A 19,247-nucleotide genomic window follows, 5' to 3' on the forward strand; every position below is an offset into this window, starting at 1 on the left:
GTCGCCTGACGTCCGTCGGGAACCGGACCGTCAGCATCGAGAGATGCTCAAATTGACCATTACGCTTTCAATAAGGGTCGCTTTCGATGATGAGGTTCCCCGGTAGTTTGACCAAAGTCACGAATCTGTCGGAAACGGTGGCCGCTGATAAATCAATCCGGGCACACGCGCGCCCGGCGTTCCCACCACTGTGCGTGCGTAGATTGCCCCTGCAATTGCGCTCCGGCCCAGTGTCTCAGTCGCCAGTTGCAACAGCAAGAGCGAAACCAAGCCAAGCCACCATGCCGGATGGACGCGGCCGTAGCGCAGCTTGTCCCGGACAATGCCGGCAACGGGAAAAGCGATCATCCCTATGAAGACGGCAGTCAGCATCGAGTACATGAGCAAGGGAGCGGGTAGCAGCCGCCCGAAGGATGGCCCCATGATCGCTGCCATGCCGCATATTATCAGGCGTGGATGCCATTCGCGATCGCGCCGCTTGGCCACGGCCCCAATCAAAAGCGCCGCGAACAGCATCACGCTTAACGGGTTCATCAGTACAAATTGCGCGGGTAGGAAGAAGAACGGTACTGCAGCTTTCTGGGCGCTCCAGATCGTCGTCATGGTGCCGACGATGACCATCGCCAAAGCCCAGCCTACCGCCAGCCAGCCCAACTTGCGATGAAGGGCGAGCGATCCGGCGGCTCCAAGCGAGACCTGAGACACGAACAGCAAGATCCACCCCATGAACAATATCGCGTGAATATGTACCGCAACGGGCGCTTGGAACGACGATATGCCCATGGCTGCAAAGAACGAAAAAGCGCCTACGTTTATCAGCGCCATAACAATCGCCGTAATCACAAAGAACCGCGCGTCAGGCGCAAATACTGATCTCTGCGTAGTAGGCAACGCCATCTCAAACGTCCTGAGGCTCGCTTGGCCGATAGCATATTGTACAACAGTCATCGCGGCCTTCATAGCTCATAAAAGGGATGATCAACGCATTGATATCGACGGTAACGCTGGAGCTGTGCGAGCCTGCGCGCAAAATACTTGTATTAACCGTCGTTTGACATTGTTGGATATTTCGAAGGGTTCATCTCGGTCAAACATCTGCGCGGATCGAACCTTAACGCTGCCTCTTTTCTGCATTCCACTTTTGCTAGGATTCCGATCGGGAGGCTGGCCGTCGAACTGGAAATACGAAATCACCGAGTGAACTGACACAATTGGGTGCTTTCATCCGGCGCCCAACGCCCTGGATTGGGACATTACTGCCTTTCCCGGTGTCGCTACCGAACGGCTGATTGTGCTGTAAACCGCCGATGGTCTGAGGCGGGACCGGCGGAGCGAACGTCCGGTGTCAGGCTCGCGATCTGCGCCCGAGGCTGGCTGAGATGTCGGGACAAGCTGTCGTTGACTTAAAAGCAGATGAAAGCGATGCGTCGATCAACGGGGCTAAGCGCACGCCCGTTTAGACGGTTTCGTGCAAGTCCGCTCCATCCGTCGCGCCTGCGGCGAGGGGAGCGTTGGAATGACGATCGAAACTGCCGCGCTATCGCCGGTTGAGGCCGGGCCGCCGCCTATCACAATGATGCCTCTTTTCCTGAAGTTCCTCCGCTTCGGCTCGCTCGCTTTCGGCGGGCCGGTGGCCCAGATCGCGATGCTCAGGCAGGCACTAGTCGAGGAGGAAGGTTGGATTGAAAAGGCCCCGGTTCAACCGCCTCATCGCAGTCCTACAGGTATTGCCGGGGCCTGAAGCGCATGAACTGTGCGTCCACATGGGATTGATCGTGTGTGGGCGAAACGGCGCTTTGGGAATCCTGTTTATGGATCTGTGACCTAGGGGCCGCGCCGGTTCAGCGTGTCGATCCTGGACTGTACCCTTCGATCCTGAAGCAGTTCTCCCGTGGTAGCGGCCATGCGCCGGCGCCAATTGGGATGAGTGCCGACGGTGCCGGGTATGTTGGGCTGTTCTTCCAGGCCGAGCAGGTCCTCCAAAGCCACGATGGCCAGATCGGATCGTGCCCCGGCCACGTGGGACACGGCAGCATCGACGACCGCCTCCGTCTCGGTGGAGGGCGTCTTGGTGGGGGGCGTGCCGCCGATCGCCTGCCATAGCGCCTGCCGCTCTTCGCTGCGCCTATCCTGCTCGATCTGCGGGTCGCCGCCGCGACCCAATCGGCTATTCCAGGCGAGGTCCCTGCCACTCCACCAGCCCGCCACTGTAGGCGTGTCGTGCGTGCTCGTCATGGCAACGCTGGCCGCTTCGAACGTCGCAGGGGCGCGGTACGAGCCCTTTGCCGATCGTTCGAACCAGAGCACCCGCATGCCGAGCAGATCGCGGCCCGCCAGCTCTTCGTCAAAACCGGGGGGGCGGGTGCCCAGGTCTTCGGCGATTATCACCGCCTTGGCGAGGTGGGACTCCAAAGCGATGAGCCGCACCATGTCGCGGAACGGGAACGAAAGATAAGCGCCTTGCGCCGCGTCCGCGCCTTCCGGGATAATCCAGAGACGCGAGAGGCCGAACGCGTGATCGATGCGCAGCCCTCCCGCATGGCGCAACCCCGAACGCAGGGTAGCAAGCCAGGGTTCGAAGCCGGAGCGGGCCAGCCCCCTCGGTGAAAATGCGGTGAGCCCCCAGTTCTGCCCTTCCGGACCCAGCGGATCAGGAGGAGCGCCGATGGTGAGACCGGAAAAGACGTCTTGCTGCATCGCCCAGGCATCGCTGCCGCCGGGATCGATGCCCACGGCGAGATCGGCGATGAGCCCGATCGCCATCCCGGCCCCCCGCGCCCTGTCCTGAGAATGGGCCAGCGACAAGCCGGCCAACCATTGTGCAAAGAGGTGAAAGGCGATCTCCTGCGGATGGTCTTCTCGGAAACGCGTCACTGCCGGACTGCTGGCGTCGCGGTATTCGGCCGGCCAATCCCGCCAGTCGGGTGCCGCGCCGCTCGCGTGCCGGGGGCCAAAATGCAGAGAGAGGGCCTGGAAAAGGGCATGTCGCTGCAACGCCTCTCCCTGCGTTTCCACCCAGGCATCGACGCGCGCGCGCGCGGAAGGTTCGAGCGCCGCAAAAAGGCGGCGCAGCGCCTCGCTGCGGCTGGTAAGCGCCGACTCCCAGTCGATGATCGCGCCTCCTTTCTCTTCCTCGAAACCGGGAAGACCCGCCAATCGCGGCGCGGCCAATGCGGTGTTGACGAAGAGCCGGCTCGACGGGCTATAGGGACTGAACCCCGCACCAGCGTGGGCGGATATGGCATGAACGGGGCTGATCGCCACCGCATCCGCGCCGCGTTTCGCGAACAGGCCTACCGCTTGCGACAGCGCCTCCAGATCCCCGAACGGAGCCGATTGCTCGGTCCGCAACGAGGGTATCTGTATCGCCGGTCCCCAGCATCGTTTGCGACCTTCGGCACCGGCGGGGTAGAAACAGGCGGGGGGCGCCACGGCGAGCCGAAGCTCCCGCCCCAAAATCCGCACTCGGTAGTACCCCGGCTCCTCGACAGGCGGAAGCCGGCCATCGACCGGCAGGACCTGTCGCCCAGGACCGCCGTTTTCGGGAACGATCTCGGCATGGATGGCCTGCTTCAGGCCGTGCGCCAAGGCTATCGGCTTTCCCACGTCGGCGGTCAGCAGTCGCGGAACGGCCTGCAGTTCAGCCTCAACTGTCGAGCGGCTTTCCCGGATGTCGACCGGATTCGACGCCGGATAGCCCAGCCTTTGAAGGATCGCGCGCAGCGCTTCGTCGGGGACGACATGCGCCTTTTCGTCAGCGCCTTGCCAATGCCGCTGAAGCCCGGCCGCCGCGGCAAGGTCGTGGAGCGGCTCATCGCTCGCAGGGCTGGAGCGGATTGCCTCCACGGCGTTCAGCGTGGGTACTTCTGGACTTGCGCGCGGCCTTGTTGGCCTACACCGGGATCGACATTGCCTAGGCGGGGACGACCCCAGACCCCAATCAAAACCCGCAGGATCGCGACGGCGATAGCGAATACCCCGAAGATCGCGCAAAGAACATAAGGCCGGATGCGGGGCTCTCCGCCGCGATGTTCGGTGCCGAGGCCCCCGTGTCTCTGGTTTAGGTCCTCTTTCATCATCATGTTCCAGTCGAGTGCGGCAGATCGAGCGCGCCAAGATGCCGATCTTGCAACGCAGGAGCGGCATTGCGGGTTTCCGTGCCGCCTTTTACCCACGTACATGAGCCGTGCCCGACGCGCTGACATATCATGTCAGCCCCTATCGAGGTGCGGTGAAAGCCGGCCCCTGTTCGCCTAACCTCAGGATAGGCCGAGCGACCCGCGTTGGGACAAAACCGACTTTCGCGATCCGGCCCAGGAATGACAGGTCCCCATCCAGCACCAGCCATTCCCGACGCCCTGATTGTCGTTCACGGAATGCGCGCAATTGGCCGGTAGGCGACTGTCGCGTTTGGAGCGCAGATACGGAGATAGTTGCCGCTCAGCTGCGTCGACAGCGGTAAGTCCGCTTATGACCGGGGCTGGGTGTGGGTTCAACGGGTGGTGGCGACGCTTTAATCTCTTACGGAGGATGGAGTGTCGCGCTGAAGCGTCGTCGAATCTCCTCACATTGATCCCGCTAGAAACGGTGACGGCGAAACTCAGGCGAATGGACGCCGGTTGCCGGCCATCACGTTGCCAATTGCGGCAAATATCAGGCGGGAGCGAAGGGAGCAGAAAACTCGTCATTTGCGCGTAGGGAGGTCTTGAACTGCAAAAATTCCCTTCCTAAGTCCCACTTGCCGGGCGCCGCTGTTCGGGTCCGGTGGACATCGAGGGCGCCAGCTCTCCTGTACTGGCGCAACTCATGTCCAGATCGCTTCTTTGGAGGATTTGGAAATGAGAACTGCATTCGACTTTACGCCTTATCGGCGTTCGACGGTCGGCTTCGACCGCTTGTTCAACCTGCTCGAGGCAGGCGCACGCGATGAAGATGGCTATCCGCCCTTCGACATTCTGAAAGAAGGTGACGACAGCTATCGCATTACGCTGGCGGTTGCTGGCTTCCGCCACGAGGACATCGAGGTGGTGGCTCAGCAGAACCTGCTCACCGTCACCGGTAAGCGTGCCGAAGACAACGATCAGGGCGAGTATCTGCATCGCGGCATTGCCACACGCGCATTCGAGCGGCGCTTCCAGCTTGCCGACTTCGTGGAAGCTGGCAATGCCCGTTTTGAGAATGGACTGCTGAGCATCTCGCTCAAGCGCGTTGTCCCCGAGGCAATGAAGCCGCGCCGGATCGAGATCAACGGTAGCAAAGCTGCCCCGGATCAGATCGAAGCGCCCAGGGATGAGGTCCGCGAAGCGGCCTGATCCCGGTTTAAGAGGTCTGCCGGCGCCGTTTCAAGCGGGCCGGCAGGCCGTGCCTCTTCCAGCCAGAAAAGGAGATGACCATCATGGCTTTTCGTGATCTCATTCCCTGGAGCCGGCAGGAAAACCGGCTTCCCGTCCAGGTCAGCGCCGAGCGCGGCCGCGACAATGATACTCACCCATTGCTCTCGCTCCACCGCGAGATGAACCGGCTGTTCGACAATGTCTTCCGAGGGTTCGGTGTGCCCCCACTGGCCGGCCTCGACCGCGCTGCCGGCTGGCCCCATGTCGAGCTCGGCGAGACCGACAGGGAGATTCGCGTCACGGCGGAACTGCTGGGTCTCGACGAGAAGGACGTCGAAATTACCGTCGAAGACGGGGCGCTGACGCTTCGTGGCGAGAAGCGGTCCGAGGTCGAAGACAAGGATCGTGGCTATACCGAGCGCAGCTACGGCCGCTTTGAACGCCGTATCGGACTGCCCCAGGGCATCGACCGTGACCAAGCCGGCGCAACCTTCAGGAACGGCGTGCTGACGGTCACCCTGCCGAAGACGGATGCGGCGAACGAAAATGTCCGCCGCATCCCGGTCAATGGCAAGGCGGCCTGACGATCTGGCCCGGGGCTTCGGTTCCGGGCCATCCGTCAACGATAACCTCACCGGACCAAGCGCGGCGAGCGCGCTATCGCCAGATGCTCGACCCGTGATCGAGCCAGCGCCGAGTGCGACCAGCCAGGTTGGACGCGCTTGGCGTGGACAATGGCGGGTGCGCTTCGCCGCGCTGGCGGCCCGTGGCCGATCCCCTGGCCGACGCGAGGTTCTGGGCGTGGCCACCGGCCCGTCGGAAGCCGAACCTTTCTGGAAAGCCTTCCTGCGCTCTCTGGCTGACCGAAGCTTGCGCGGTGTGAAGTTGGTCATCGCCGACGATCACAAAGGGCTGTGCGCTGCCGCCAGCAAGGTATTTTACGCGACCCATCAGCGCTGCCGGGTGCACTGGATGCGCAATGCGTTCGCCCATGCCGCGCCGAAACAACGACCCGCTGTCATTGCCATGATCAAGACCATCTTCGCGCAGGAGACGGCCGAGGCAGCGCGACAACAGTGGGACCAGGTTACCGATGCCCTGCGCAAGAAGTTTCCAAAGCTGGCCGACATGATGGACGCATCACGCGAGGACCTGCTCGCCTACATGGCCTTCCCCAAGGATCATTGGGCGCAGATCGCCTCCACAAATCCACCGGAATGGGTCAACAAGGAGATCAAGCGAAGGGCAGACGTGATCGGCATATTCCCGAATGACGCTGCCGTCGTTCGTCTCGTCGGAGCACTCATGCTGGAGCAAAATGATGAGTGGGCGGTATCGCGCCGCTACATGACACTGGAAACTCTCGGCTCGGTGAGCCATAACCCTATCGTCAGCTTGCCAGCACTGGCAGCCTGATCTGAACTCGATCCTGCCGTGGATCGACGGTTCCTACACCACCCCGCGGGACACGACCACGTCGGCTGAGAAAAGCTGCTGGCTGTGAGCACATTCTTGAAAGTTGGGTAAAGGGAAATCGGACGATCACCAGAGGTCCGCTTCGGCGCCAATACAAACAACCGCAGCAATCAGGGTGGCTGGTCAACCACGAAACCGGCAACCCGACAGGCGTTGATGTCATCCGCCGATATTTATAATGTCCGCTCGCCGCCCGCTGCTGCGCCTCTGCACGTGGGCCGTTACCACAAGTTTTTCAAATGGCCTCCGGACATTGCGCGAACGAGGGAACATGAGCCATTGGACCTTGTATGATCCCAAGTTCGACGCCGGGTTGTGGCTTTCCTCGGTCGTCGACAATTCCGGAGACGCCATCCTCAGCAAAACGCTCAATGGCATCATCACCAGCTGGAATGCGGGAGCCGAAAAGTTGTTCGGATTTGCCGCCGCAGAGGCGATCGGCCAGCCCATTACCCTCATCATTCCCGAGGACCGGCTCCAGGAGGAAGCCGACATCATCGGCAAACTCCGGGCCGGCGAACGCATTGATCGGCTCGAAACGGTACGCCGGCGCAGGGATGGCGAACCTGTCCACATCGAGGTTACCATTTCGCCGGTGCGCAACGCCGCGGGCGAGATCATTGGGGCGTCGACGATCGCGCGTGATATCGGCGAACGGCTCCGTCATGCCGAGAACCAGCGGCTCCTTGTTCGCGAGATGCATCACCGCATCAAGAACCTGCTGTCGATCGTGCAAGGGCTGGTCAGAGTCGGCCGCCGAAGGGCCGACGATGTCGATGACTTCGCTAACGACCTGAGCAGCCGGATCACCGCGCTCGGCGCTGCGCAGCAACTTGTCCTCAGGCTTCCTGGCGAAGAGGAGCCCTGTGTAACGCTAAGCGAGGTCTTCAGGGCGGTACTGGAGCCCTATCGCAACGAGGGTCAGATCACCATCGCGCGGTGCGACGCGCCCGTCGGCGCTAATGCCTCGACGTCACTAGCGCTGCTTCTGCACGAACTCGCCACCAACGCCGTCAAATATGGCGCTCTTTCCCATTCCGACGGCCAACTCACGGTCGATATCACCGTGGCGAATGCAACCATCACTATCGCCTGGCGCGAAGACGGTGGCAGTGATGACAATGGCGATCAGGGCTTCGGGACAGAGCTGATGAGCGCCGCTCTGCGTGGACTCGGCGGGACGATCGAAAAAGCGTGGCATGGCGACGAGCGGGTCGTGACCATATGCCTCGCCCGCGTCCAGCTCGCTCACTGACCAACGAATTGTTTGCGGTCAGTCGAGACCGAGGTTCGCCTTGATCATGTCGATGCGTTTTGACGCTTCGGCCTTGCTGAGGTCGGCAGGCGGCGGCGCTTGGCCTGCTTCCTCGCACAGCGTGGTCAAATAGGAGCCCTGCGCCCCCGTCATCGGATCGTCGCCGGACACCCAGTCTTCGGGATTCTTTTCGGTGTTCGAGCCGGGATGCTCATCGAGCTTGAGATTGTGCAGCTGTTCGGTCATAGCAATTTCATGTTCCCATATTGTTCTTTTTAAGAACGGAGAGATGAACCGTCGGTTCCCGTGCCGGCATCCGCGACGAAGCGAGAAAGCAAATTTGCGGGTTGGTCGTTCTCGCAGAATGCGGGGGCCAGTGTTCAGGAGACCAGCGATGCCGCAGGGCGACAAGTCGAGCTATACGGACAAGCAGAAGCGCGAGGCCGAGCATATCGAGGAAGGCTATGAGGACCGCGGTGTCGGCAAGAAGGAAGCCGAACGCCGTGCGTCGGCGACGGTGAACAAGAAATCCGGTGGCGTCAACAAATCCGGATCGGGCCGCGGCAAGCCCGATAACCACAGCGCGTCGCGCAAGGGCGGTCGCAAGAGCGGTTCGTCCCAGAGCCACGAGAAACGGTCCGCCGCGGCGAAGAAAGGATGGGATACGCGCGGCAGGCAAGCACGCGGCTAGGGTTTCGCGATCCTCTTATTCGTCAGTTTTCAGATCGGCATACCATTGGGCATAGGGACCGGTGCGCGCCATGTGACGATTAAGATCGGGCGCACCGTCGCTCCACCAGACCGGACCACGCTCGCCCAGGGCGCGTTTCGCCTGGTCGACATCGGCGTGGGCCCCATCCTCGGCCGCCATGTCGCCGGTCCTTCTGGCCTGCGCGACCGCGCGCCGGGCCGCTATCAGTTGCCGGACCATCTGCGCGCGCTCGTCCGGGTCGAGTGATGGATCGGAGGTGCGCCAAAGCCGACCACGCACGACGAAATAGCGTCCGTCAGGCGTGACGGGATGATGTGCGGCCTTGGTAGGCGATGATCGTTCGTCCGCCATGCTCACTTCCACGAATCCTCTCGCGAAACCATCTCCGGACCGAAGGCGTTCCTCAACCCGACAGGGGAGACATGATGACCGCGAAGTCTTTCAAACCCGACCTGACAATGGTCTCAGCATCCAGCCTGTCTAATTTGCGCCGATCTGCGTGCTGTTGGCGCGCCAGGAGGAAACTGGTTTTTTGGGGCCATAAGGGGCTCTGGCGTTGCCGAACGCCTATTATCCGGGGCAGGTAGCGCTCCTTTGCGCGTTCGCTGACGAGTAGGAGGACGAGAGTGTCGCAGGCCGAAGATGAAGAGTGGATGCGCAAGGCCATCGAGATTGCACGGTCCAAAGGTTCCGATCCCTCTACCTCACCCTTGGGCTGCGTGATTGTGCTGAATGGCAAGGTCATTGCCGGTGAGCGTAACCAGACCGAGGAACTGCCCGACGCTACCGCGCATGCCGAGATGATGGCGATCAGGCGAGGATGCGAAGACACGGGTGAAATGGAGCTGCGCGGTGCAACGCTCTATTCGACGCTCCAGCCTTGCGGGATGTGTACGATGGCGTCGATCTGGTCGAAAGTAGGCAGGGTTGTCTATGGCGCAGGGCGTGACGATGTGCATGAAATGTATTTCGAGGCCAAGCATGTAGATACATTGGCGTTCATCGCTGATGCCTATCGCGATGACATCGTGATTGAAGGCGGGTGCCTGCGAGAAGAATGCGCTGCCCTTTATTACCCGCCCGACGCCATTGTGCCGTTGAAGGAGCAAGGCAACCTATGACGCAGATCAATGTGAATACGGCGAGCGCTGACGAGCTCGATGCGATACCCCGGCTCAAGGGCCATGGTTTTGAGATCGTGCGCTACCGTGAAGATCGCGGCGCGTTCACCGCGCTGCGTCAGTTGGAAGAAGTTCCGGGAATGGCCGGGAATGCTGATGGGCTGGAAGATGCCCTGACGATCTGATCAACCTTGGCAGATACAAAGACGCCGCCCCATGAGGGGCGGCGTCCCGAATCTCGATTTAGACTTATTCCTTGGCGCCGGTGCCCGGCTCGGTCGTCTTGGGCGCCTTGCCGTCTTCGACGCGACCTTCGTTGCGTAGATCGCGGCCTTCCTGAGCCTTCTTCTTCGCTTCGGGGGTGTCGCCGTGTTCGTTCAGCTCTTCCTTGACGAAACCGGCAGCTTCCTTGGCTTTGCCTTCGATGCTCATGATGCTCTCCTTCAAATGGAATGACTGTAAAACACGTGCCGGGGTGCCGTGTTCCCAATCGATGCCTACGCCAGCATGCGGACCTTTGGTTCGCGCGCCCAAATCCGGGTCGCGGCAACCTTGATGAAGGTTGCACCCAGGTCGGTGACGCCGGCGTCGGGCTCAACACCTGCCTTGTCGAGCAAAGGCTGTGCCTCTTCTGTATGGCCGATGGCCTTGAGATGCCCGAAAGCATCCATCACGAACTGAACGGCAGCCGCCTCCTTGAGAAGCTGCGTGCAGCCCTCTGCCGACAGGACGACGGCAACGGCATCGAACAGCACAGAGGGACCGCCAGCGAGCTGGAAATCCGCTTCCAGCACCGAACCATCGGACATCTTCGCGCCGCCGATCTTGGGTGCGACGATCACCGGCCGGCCCCCGGCATCCCCGATCTGACTGGTCAGCTCGTCGACAACGCCCGCATCAGAGCCATCAGCAATGAGGATCGCGATGGTGCGCCCCTCAATCGACTTTGGCGCCCGCGGACCATCGATGATGCGCAGGGCCGGCGAAGGCTCCATGTCCTTGACCGGCGCAGCCGATGGTGAAGCCTCAGGAACTTCCATATTGAGCCCGTCCGCAACGCGCTTGGCGAGCTTGGGATCAACATTTACGAGATTGGCCATCATTCGCGTGCGCACATGGGCCAAGCCGACCTTACTGAGTTCAAATACGAGAGCCGAGGCCAGATGCGCCTGCTCCGGCTCGGCGAGGGAACGGAAAAACAGCCTCGCTTGGCTATAATGATCGGCAAAGCTCTCGGCGCGGATACGAAGCTTGCCGCCTTCCTCGTCCGGCCCCGTTGCAGCGGCGATGCTGCGATAGCCGGTGACGGGGCATTCGCGCGGCCCAGGCTCATCTCCAGGCCGCGTCTCGGCACCTTCAGACAGGCCATTGGGCTCGTAATTCGTGCGCCCCTTCGGCACCGCCATCTGAAATTGGCCGTCGCGCTGGAAATTCATCACCGGGCATTTGGGCGCGTTCACCGGAAGCTGGTGGAAATTAGCCGTGCCAAGCCGCGACTTCTGGGTGTCGAGGTATGAGAACAGCCGGCCTTGCAGCAACGGGTCATTGGAGAAGCCGATGCCAGGCACGATGTTGCCCGGGCAATAGGCAACCTGCTCGGTTTCGGCGAAGAAGTTGTCAGGATAGCGATCGAGAACCATGCGGCCGATCACACGCACCGGCAGCATTTCTTCCGGAATGATCTTGGTGGAATCGAGCACGTCGAAATCGAGGCTGTCGGCAAACGCCTTGTCGAAAGCTTGGATGCCCAGCTCCCATTCCGGGAAGTCGCCCCGGTCGATCCGCTCGAACAGATCACGGCGCTGATGATCAGGATCGGCGCCGGCAATCTTCACCGTCTCGTCCCAGATCGTCGATTGAAGGCCAGCCTTGGGCTTCCAATGGAATTTCACGAAGGTCACGTCCCCCGCTTCGTTTTCCATCTGGAACGTGTGGATGCCAAAGCCTTCCATCGTGGCGAACGAAGCCGGCAGGGTGCGATCACTCATGGCCCACATGATCATGTGGGTGGATTCGGGCATCAGGCTAATGAAGTCCCAGAAGGTGTCGTGGGCTGTCGCCGCCTGGGGATAGCCGGTCTGGGCTTCCATCTTGGCGGCATGGATCAAATCGGGAAACTTGATCGCGTCCTGAATGAAGAACACCGGGATGTTGTTGCCGACCAGATCCCAATTGCCTTGGGTCGTGTAGAACTTGACCGCAAAGCCCCGCACGTCGCGCGGGGTGTCGACCGAACCTGCGCCGCCCGCAACCGTCGAGAAGCGCGTGAAGACCGGAGTCTTGGTACCCTTGGTAAAGACCGCCGCCTTGCAGATGTCGGAGATGTCTTCGGTCGCCTCGAAATAGCCATGGGCCGCTGAGCCACGGGCATGGACGATGCGTTCGGGGATGCGTTCATGGTCGAAATGGAAAATCTTTTCGCGCAGAACGAAATCTTCCAGCAAGACCGGGCCCCGCGAGCCTGCCTTGAGCTGGTTCTGGTTGTCGGAAATCCGGATGCCCTGGTTGGTGGTCAGGACTTTATCGTCGCTTGCTTGCTGATGCGTTTCCCCGCCACTTCCCGTGGTGTTTTCGATTGCGTTCTTACTGGCCATGTCGGTCCCTTTCGCGCTGATCGTGAAATGGTTCACTCGCGCAACGCATCAGGGGGGAAAAAGTCGGCATCTGAAAATCAGATTCGGAAAAGATTGTCCGTGATGGTGAACGGGCAAACTGGAGGGTTGCAAATTATACTTTAGAAATAGCAGGATATTTAATCACGAGTGTGGGCGGACTATAATGTCCCTATAGTCAAGATTTTTCTCTATGATTATCACGTGTATGTAAAATGCCTCTATGTGGTCATCTGATTTTCGCCTGTTAGCGGCGCAAGCTTGCGATCACTATATCGACCGAAGTTAACCTGCATTCGCCGCAGAAAAACCCTGCCACCTCCGGGAAATAAACCTTCATATAGGCGTTAACGGCGTGGCGATTGCGAAACATGTGCATCGTCGCTGGGAGCCCGTTGAATGCGCATTGCCATTATAGCCCATTTGAAGTTTCCCATCAGTGAGCCGTTTGCAGGCGGGCTGGAGATGCACACCCACATGCTTGCGCGGTCACTGCGCGAACGCGGGCACGACGTCACGCTCTTTGCTTCGACGCGCTCCGATCCCGCACTAGGGGTGGAAGCGATCTGCGATGAGACCTCGCTTCTCGAAACGGGCATTGCTGAAGCCAATGATGTTGCGTTCTTCCGCGAACACCATGCGTATCTCGGGCTGATGACCGAATTGCGGTCGCGCTCGTTTGACGTGATCCACAACAATTCGCTCCACTATCTCCCCGTCAGCATGGCCGAGACGCTTGCTACCCCCGTCCTAACCACGCTCCACACCCCGCCCTTTTGTTGGCTGGAAAGCGGTGTCCGGCTCAACCGCGGACCGATGACCTATGTCGCCGTTTCGCAGGCGACGGCCGACATGTGGAGCCACGTGGCCAGGACCGATCATGTCATTCCCAACGGCATCGATCTCACACACTTCCCGTACCAGAATGTCGCAAGCGAAACGCCGTATCTGGTCTGGTATGGCCGGATCGTCCCGGAAAAGGGACTGGACTACGCGATCGATGCGGCGCGGCTTGCAGGATTGCCGCTGCGTATCGCCGGCCCCATTTCGAACCAGAGTTATTTCGATGAGACGATCGCACCGCGTCTTGGTGCGAACGTCGAATATGTCGGGCATCTGTCCCACCGCGAGCTCGCCCGCCTGGTGGGAGGGGCTATCGCCGCGCTTTGCACCCCGCGATGGGAAGAACCCTATGGCCTGGTCGTGGCAGAGGCGCTGGCTTGCGGCACCCCCGTCGCCGCGTTTCGGCGCGGCGGGGTGCCTGCGCTCTTGAATGAAGATTGCGGCGTTCTTGCGCAGCCGGACGATGTCGCATCGCTCGCAGCGTCGGCGCTGGCCGCTTCCGTGCTGAGCCGCAGCGCCTGCAGGGCTCATGCGGAGCGATATTGCGACGCGCAGCGGATGGTCGATGAGTATGAAGCCGTGTACCGTCAGCTTGCGCTTGCCTCTGTTGTCGCCCACGAGCCGCAGACTGCACCTCTCATTGCCAGCGTCGCATGAGGCCACCAGTCTGCGTCTGCATACCGGCTCGTAACGAGGCGGAGCATATCGGTCGCCTGATCGAAGCTCTGGCACAGCAAACCGTTCAGACCTTCGCTGTCGCGATATGCGTCAACAATAGTAGCGATGCCACCCATGCGAATGCCGTTGAAGCCACGCTTCGCTCCAATGCCGGGTTTGCGCTTCACATCGTTCAGCGTGTGTTCGAGCCGGAACTTGCCCACGCCGGATCTGCCCGCCGCGCGGCGATGGACATGGGCGCTGATCTTCTGACGCCCGGCGGCCTATTGCTTTCCACGGATGCGGATTGCCGACCTCCCGCCGATTGGATCGAGGCCAACCTGGCACATTTTTCGCCGGAGCGGATCATTGGCGGTCGCATCGAACTGGACGAACTGGAAGCGGACATGGCCCCGGCGATCTTCAGGCTGCGCCGCCGGTTCGATGCCTATTGGCAGGCCGTGCGCGCGATCGAGGACAAGATCGATCCCGTCGCGTGGGATATGCCGCCCCGACACGGCGATCATACGGGGGCCAGCCTTGCGCTGTCCGTCGGCCTTTATCGCCGCGCGGGCGGCGTTCCGCTGCTGCCGACCGGCGAGGATCGTGCCTTGGTCGAGGCGGCGATCAAGGCGGGGGGCAAGCTCGTCCACCCGAATGCGGTGTGGACCCGGGCGTCCTCCCGGACTGCGGGGCGTGCTAATGGTGGTATGGCGGCGGACATGCAGCGGTGGATCGACTGCGCCGCAAGCGGTGAAACTCCAATGGTCCCTGCTTACTCCCATTGGGAAGAGCGCGCACGCTGGCGGCTTCGCAAGAGGGCTAAGATGGGCGTAGTGGCCTGTCTGGAAGCAGAGCGCACCCTACCACCCATGCCGTGCGACATGCCGCTTCCCGGCATGGCGGAAGTCGAAATGGCTGCCGTCCAATGAACCGCCCGATCGGATATTATGTCCATCATCACGGCGACGGCCATCGCCAGCGCGCGATCGCGATCGGTCAATCGCTGGACAATGTCATGCTCATGGGGAGCGGGCTTGCCGGCAGAACCGAAAACCTCCGCTGCCTCGATTTGCCTGACGACCGTCTCGACGACAGCTTCGCCGGCATCGATCATGTCGACCGTCCTTCTTCCCTGCACTATGCGCCGCTCGATCATGAAGGTCTCCGCCAGCGCTCTGCGCAAATGACAGGCTGGATCGCTGAGGCGCGTCCGCGCCTGATGGTGGTGGATGTCTCGGCCGAGGTGGCGATGCTGGCGCGGCTTGCATCGGTGCCGACCGTTTATGTCCGGTTGAGCGGGCGCCGGCTCGATGCTGCCCATCTGGACGCCTTTCGCGCAGCTACCGCTCTGCTCGCTCCTTTCCACGATGCGCTCGACGATGACGAAACCCCAGGCTGGGTGCGCGAGAAGACCTTCTACGCGCCGGGCGTCGTCCGATCTGCCAGCCAGAATATCCGCGTGAATGATGACGTTGTGCTGGTCGTTCTTGGGCGCGGGGGCGGGATATCCAATGGCGAGCATTGGGCAGCCGCAGCCCGAGCAGCGCCCGCATGGAAATGGCGCATCATCGGTCCCTGCACCGTGCCCGCTGATTTGCCACCCAATCTCCAATTGCGGGGGTGGGTCGATGATGCGGACGCGCAGATTGCTGCGGCCAGGGTCGTCATTGGCGCTGCAGGCGATGGCGTCGTCAGCGCCGTCCTGGCGGCGCGGCGCCCCTTCATCTGCCTGCCCGAACCTCGTCCGTTCCACGAGCAGGAATCGAAAGCCAACAGGCTGGCGGCAGTGGGCGCAGCAATTGTGCGGCATGACTGGCCCCAGCCTCAGAAATGGCCTGGCCTGATCGGTCGGGCCATCGAACAAAACCAGCAATGGCCCGCTTGCCTTGAAAGTGAAAGCGGGCCGGAACGAGTCGCGCGTTGGCTCGATGACCTTTGTGCCCCTGCAGTCTTAAACAGGAGCCATATCGCGTGATCCCCGATCCTCAGGACCAAGTCATTGACTCGACCGACATCGTCGATCGCCTTGCAATGCTTGGCGCGCGCTATGACGCCGCACCTAATTTCCCCAGTGATAGTCTGGCAGCGCTGATCCAGAGCGGTCATCATCGCCGGTTCGCACCGCAACTATGTGGAGGCGATATCTTTGAAAACGAGGCGGCCCGCGCACGCGCGATGGCAAAGGCCTTGCGCCAGGTCGGGCGCGGCGATCTCAGTATCGGTCGCTTGTATGAAGGCCATGTCAACGCAATGTCGCTGTTCGACTGGTACGCAACACCCCAACAGCTTGCGTGGCTGACGCAGGTGCTGGATCGCGGTGCATGGTTCGGTGTGTGGGCGACCGAGCCGGCGCCCGGTGTCCGGCTCGCCGGCGAAGCGACCCTGTCGCTGATGGGCGAGAAGATGTTCGCAAGCGGAGCCGGCGGTCTCGATTATGCACTCGTCACAGCTGCCTGCAAGAACACCGCGCGGCGCTTGGTCATCGTTCCCGCAAATGAAAAGGCGCGGACGGACCTGTCAGGTTGGCGTGTTCGTGGAATGCGTGCGAGCGTGAGTGGTCGATATGTCCTCGACGACATGGCTGTCGAGCCGCTCATGCTGCTGGGTAAGCCGGGCGACTATGACCGGGATCCCCGCTTTACCGCAGGCGCCTGGCGCTTCTGCGCGGCGCAGCTTGGCGGCATCGAGGCGCTTGTCTCGGAAATCTGGTCGGCCATGCGCGATAGCGCCCGCGAAGATCCGCTGCAGCGGGTACGGTTTGCCGATGTCGTCGTGGCGGTGCGAACCGCGGGTTTCTGGGTGGGGGAAGCAGCGCAGCGCTTCGCTTCGGGTGATGCGGATGCCGTTGCCGTCGCGCGACTGACGCGCGGGGTCGTCGAAAATGCCGGGTTCACCGTGATGGAGGCCGCTGCGCGCATCCTTGGCACACGCAGCGCCTTTGACGGGGAACGCGCGGACAAGATCATCCGCGACCTTTCCCTCTACCTGCGCCAGGCCGGACCCGATCATGCGCGGGACGAGGCTGCCCGGACGCTTCTTGACCATGACATCTGGGAAGAAAGCGAACGGCTGTGGTGAAAGCCGAGGCCTTGGCCCAAAGCCGCTGGGCGCAGGCGCGCTGGCTCGTGCTCGCCCCCCATCCCGACGACGAGACGCTCGGCGCGGGTGCCTTGATCACAAACTGCGCCGCTAACGACCGGCTCGGGGGGATCGTCTTCCTGACCGATGGGACAGGCTCCCACCCCGAAGGTACGCCCCGCGTTGCTGCGACCCGGCGCAAGGAAGCCCGCAATGCGATTGGCAGGCTAGGTGCCAGAGCGATCCCGACGATCTGGATGGGATGGCGCGATGCGCACCACCCTCCCACCGACAGTAAAGCATTCGCGCGGGGGGCCGATCGGCTTGCTGCGCTGCTGCGCTGGCACCGGATAGATGCCATTGCCGTCTCCGATGAAAGCGAGGCGCATTGCGACCATGTTGCGGCGTACAGGCTGGCCGAAGCGGCATTGCGAAGGGCGAGGCGTCCGATCGCTCTGTTCGCCTATCATGTCTGGGGCGAGGCACCGCGCCGTGCGCGACGTATCGCAACGCCGACCATGCCCGTTGGGCGGCGGCATGCTCTTCTGGCCCATCGCAGCCAGCTTTCGCCGGTGATCGGCGAGGGTTTCCGTCTTCCACCGGAGAAGTTGAACATGGCCGCGCAAGACGTTCTGACATTGAGAAGGGATTGCCGATGACCGGCGCCAGCCTGACCGCACAATATTTCGATGACATTTTCGGATCGGACGATGATCCATGGAATCTTGCGTCGAGCGAGTATGAAGCCGCCAAATTTGCCCACACGCATGATGTTCTGGCCGACCGACGATATGCGCGCGCACTGGAGATAGGCTGCGCCCATGGCGTGCTGACTGGGCATCTCGCTCCCATGTGCGAAAGCCTGCTTGCCGTCGACATCAGTACCAAGGCATTAGCAAAAGCACGGGAACGGGTCGGGGATCGTCCTGGCGTGTCGCTGGCCCAAATGGCGTTTCCGCACGAAACTCCCGAGACCGAAGATTTCGACCTCGTGGTGCTGTCCGAAGTGGCCTATTATTGGGGTCTGGTGGATCTGGATCGTGCAAGCGAATGGCTCCGCGATCACGTTTCTCCCGGCGGCCGGATCATCCTTGTCCATTACACAGGCGAAACCGACTATCCGCAAAGCGGCGATGAGGCCGTCGAAGCCTTATGGTCCGAACTTGCAGCGGACTTTGACGTTGAGCTCGCCGAACGGCGAGACACATATCGTCTCGATTTGTGGAAGCGACGTTGATGGGGATCTCGGTCCTCACCATTGTCCGTAACCGGAGCGCGCATCTAGAGCAGCTCGTCGAGGGCCTTCGCCGGAGCGATCGCCGACCCGATGAGCTGATTGTCGTCGATATGAGTGACGATCCGGTCACAGTGGGACCGACAAGCTTCCCCGTCCGCATCGAGCGGTTCGAGACGGTCGGGCTTCCATTGGCCGCCGCCCGCAACCGCGCGGCGGCCTTGGCCGATCACGATATGCTGGTGTTCCTCGATGTCGATTGCATTCCCTTGCGTGATTGCGTTTGTGTCCTGGCCGAAACCCTCACCGAACATGACGGCCTGCTCTGCGCGGATATTCGCTATCTTGGCCCCGATGATGCGCGCGGATCTTGGGAGGAAGCCGACTTGCTCAAGCGTGGGCGGGCGCATCCCGTGCGGATGTTTCCCACCCAAGGCGTGCGTGAGGAAACGAATGCCGGGCTTTTCTGGTCGCTTGCTTTCGCGCTGCGCCGATCGACATTTACAGCGCTTGGCGGTTTCGATGAGGGATTCACCGGTTATGGCGCCGAGGATACCGATTTCGGTTTCCGGGCTGCTGCTGCCGGACTGAAGCTGCTATTCGTCGGAGAGGCGATCGCCTGCCATCAGTATCATGACAGCTATGAGCCACCTCTGCAGCACGTCGCTGATATTGTGCGCAATGCACGGGTGTTCCAGGCGCGCTGGGATCGGTGGCCGATGGAAGGCTGGCTTGCAGACTTCGAACGGCTCGGCCTCGTGCGCTGGGAGGAGAACGCTTTGGATCTCTTGCGCCTGCCGACAGCATGCGAAATGGCGGCCGCCCGCGTTGAACCAGCAAGTTGGTGCACAGCAGAAGACGAAACCGCAATCAAAAAAATCGCTGGCAGGAGCTAAGACCCACAACTTCATTTCAATCCCAAT

General features: G+C 61.5%; 20 protein-coding genes and 1 pseudogene. 15 read left to right on the forward strand and 6 right to left on the reverse strand.

Features of this window, described 5'->3' with window-relative positions; genetic code table 11:
* Positions 1–117 precede the first annotated feature (117 nt).
* Complete coding sequence (locus RT424_RS04175) at positions 118–897, reverse strand: hypothetical protein (protein WP_313434710.1); 780 nt, start codon at positions 895–897, stop codon at positions 118–120.
* A gap of 619 nt (positions 898–1,516) precedes the next feature.
* On the opposite strand from RT424_RS04175, the gene RT424_RS04180 reads away from it, so the two are divergent.
* The gene (locus RT424_RS04180) at positions 1,517–1,741 is read left to right on the forward strand and encodes a chromate transporter (RefSeq protein ID WP_313434711.1); all 225 of its coding nucleotides are present in this window, start codon (positions 1,517–1,519) and stop codon (positions 1,739–1,741) included.
* Positions 1,742–1,824: 83 nt separating this feature from the next.
* On the opposite strand, the gene malQ is transcribed toward RT424_RS04180, so the two are convergent.
* Entirely contained in the window at positions 1,825–3,846 is a 2,022-nt protein-coding gene (malQ, locus tag RT424_RS04185; protein ID WP_313434712.1) for a 4-alpha-glucanotransferase, read from the reverse strand.
* 992 nt (positions 3,847–4,838) lie between these two features.
* On the opposite strand from malQ, the gene RT424_RS04190 reads away from it, so the two are divergent.
* From RT424_RS04190 to RT424_RS04205, 4 genes and pseudogenes are all read left to right on the forward strand, one after another.
* Positions 4,839–5,312, forward strand: a complete 474-nt coding sequence (locus RT424_RS04190) for an Hsp20 family protein (protein WP_147223258.1) — start codon at positions 4,839–4,841, stop codon at positions 5,310–5,312.
* Positions 5,313–5,395: 83 nt separating this feature from the next.
* On the forward strand, positions 5,396–5,917 hold the full coding sequence (locus tag RT424_RS04195; protein WP_313434776.1) for an Hsp20/alpha crystallin family protein: 522 nt from the start codon (positions 5,396–5,398) through the stop codon (positions 5,915–5,917).
* 190 nt (positions 5,918–6,107) lie between these two features.
* Positions 6,108–6,749: pseudogene (locus RT424_RS04200) on the forward strand (IS256 family transposase); the annotation flags it as partial.
* 331 nt (positions 6,750–7,080) lie between these two features.
* A complete protein-coding gene (locus RT424_RS04205) occupies positions 7,081–8,064 on the forward strand; it encodes a PAS domain S-box protein (protein WP_313434713.1) in 984 nt (327 codons plus the stop codon).
* 18 nt (positions 8,065–8,082) lie between these two features.
* Here RT424_RS04205 and RT424_RS04210 read toward each other — a convergent pair whose 3' ends face one another.
* Positions 8,083–8,310, reverse strand: a complete 228-nt coding sequence (locus RT424_RS04210) for a DUF3072 domain-containing protein (RefSeq protein WP_313434714.1) — start codon at positions 8,308–8,310, stop codon at positions 8,083–8,085.
* Between the two features lie 148 nt (positions 8,311–8,458).
* On the opposite strand from RT424_RS04210, the gene RT424_RS04215 reads away from it, so the two are divergent.
* A complete protein-coding gene (locus RT424_RS04215; protein ID WP_313434715.1) occupies positions 8,459–8,755 on the forward strand; it encodes a plasmid stabilization protein in 297 nt (98 codons plus the stop codon).
* 15 nt (positions 8,756–8,770) lie between these two features.
* Here the strand turns inward: RT424_RS04215 and RT424_RS04220 are convergent, their stop codons facing one another.
* Positions 8,771–9,127, reverse strand: coding sequence for a hypothetical protein (locus RT424_RS04220; RefSeq protein ID WP_313434716.1), 357 nt, complete (start codon positions 9,125–9,127; stop codon positions 8,771–8,773).
* 275 nt (positions 9,128–9,402) lie between these two features.
* Here RT424_RS04220 and RT424_RS04225 point away from each other — a divergent pair, with 275 nt between their 5' ends.
* Positions 9,403–9,897 (forward strand): nucleoside deaminase, encoded by a 495-nt coding sequence (locus RT424_RS04225; protein ID WP_313434717.1) that lies wholly within the window; start codon positions 9,403–9,405, stop codon positions 9,895–9,897.
* On the forward strand, positions 9,894–10,082 hold the full coding sequence (locus tag RT424_RS04230) for a helix-hairpin-helix domain-containing protein (protein ID WP_211152051.1): 189 nt from the start codon (positions 9,894–9,896) through the stop codon (positions 10,080–10,082). The genes RT424_RS04225 and RT424_RS04230 overlap by 4 nt, the downstream gene beginning before the upstream one ends.
* A 64-nt stretch (positions 10,083–10,146) precedes the next feature.
* On the opposite strand, the gene RT424_RS04235 is transcribed toward RT424_RS04230, so the two are convergent.
* The gene (locus RT424_RS04235) at positions 10,147–10,329 is read right to left on the reverse strand and encodes a hypothetical protein (protein ID WP_036529417.1); all 183 of its coding nucleotides are present in this window, start codon (positions 10,327–10,329) and stop codon (positions 10,147–10,149) included.
* A 65-nt stretch (positions 10,330–10,394) separates the two neighbouring features.
* Positions 10,395–12,491, reverse strand: a complete 2,097-nt coding sequence (locus RT424_RS04240; RefSeq protein WP_313434718.1) for a catalase — start codon at positions 12,489–12,491, stop codon at positions 10,395–10,397.
* A 417-nt stretch (positions 12,492–12,908) separates the two neighbouring features.
* Here RT424_RS04240 and RT424_RS04245 point away from each other — a divergent pair, with 417 nt between their 5' ends.
* From RT424_RS04245 to RT424_RS04275, 7 genes are read left to right on the forward strand one after another with little or no spacing between them, the layout of a single operon-like run.
* Positions 12,909–14,009: a glycosyltransferase family 4 protein gene (locus RT424_RS04245; protein WP_313434719.1), complete on the forward strand. Its 1,101-nt coding sequence runs from the start codon at positions 12,909–12,911 to the stop codon at positions 14,007–14,009.
* Positions 14,006–14,941: a glycosyltransferase gene (locus RT424_RS04250; RefSeq protein WP_313434720.1), complete on the forward strand. Its 936-nt coding sequence runs from the start codon at positions 14,006–14,008 to the stop codon at positions 14,939–14,941. The genes RT424_RS04245 and RT424_RS04250 overlap by 4 nt, the downstream gene beginning before the upstream one ends.
* Positions 14,938–15,987, forward strand: coding sequence for a glycosyltransferase (locus tag RT424_RS04255; protein ID WP_313434721.1), 1,050 nt, complete (start codon positions 14,938–14,940; stop codon positions 15,985–15,987). Before RT424_RS04250 ends, RT424_RS04255 begins: the two co-directional genes overlap by 4 nt.
* The gene (locus RT424_RS04260) at positions 15,984–17,090 is read left to right on the forward strand and encodes an acyl-CoA dehydrogenase family protein (RefSeq protein WP_313434722.1); all 1,107 of its coding nucleotides are present in this window, start codon (positions 15,984–15,986) and stop codon (positions 17,088–17,090) included. The genes RT424_RS04255 and RT424_RS04260 overlap by 4 nt, the downstream gene beginning before the upstream one ends.
* Positions 17,087–17,749 (forward strand): PIG-L family deacetylase, encoded by a 663-nt coding sequence (locus tag RT424_RS04265; protein WP_313434723.1) that lies wholly within the window; start codon positions 17,087–17,089, stop codon positions 17,747–17,749. Before RT424_RS04260 ends, RT424_RS04265 begins: the two co-directional genes overlap by 4 nt.
* Entirely contained in the window at positions 17,746–18,327 is a 582-nt protein-coding gene (locus tag RT424_RS04270; protein WP_313434724.1) for an SAM-dependent methyltransferase, read from the forward strand. Before RT424_RS04265 ends, RT424_RS04270 begins: the two co-directional genes overlap by 4 nt.
* Positions 18,327–19,220 carry a glycosyltransferase gene (locus RT424_RS04275; protein WP_313434725.1) on the forward strand — a complete coding sequence of 298 codons (894 nt, stop codon included), beginning with the start codon at positions 18,327–18,329 and terminating at the stop codon, positions 19,218–19,220. The genes RT424_RS04270 and RT424_RS04275 overlap by 1 nt, the downstream gene beginning before the upstream one ends.
* Positions 19,221–19,247 lie beyond the last annotated feature (27 nt).

This window comes from Novosphingobium sp. (assembly GCF_032093395.1).
In the GTDB taxonomy this organism is placed as follows: domain Bacteria; phylum Pseudomonadota; class Alphaproteobacteria; order Sphingomonadales; family Sphingomonadaceae; genus Novosphingobium.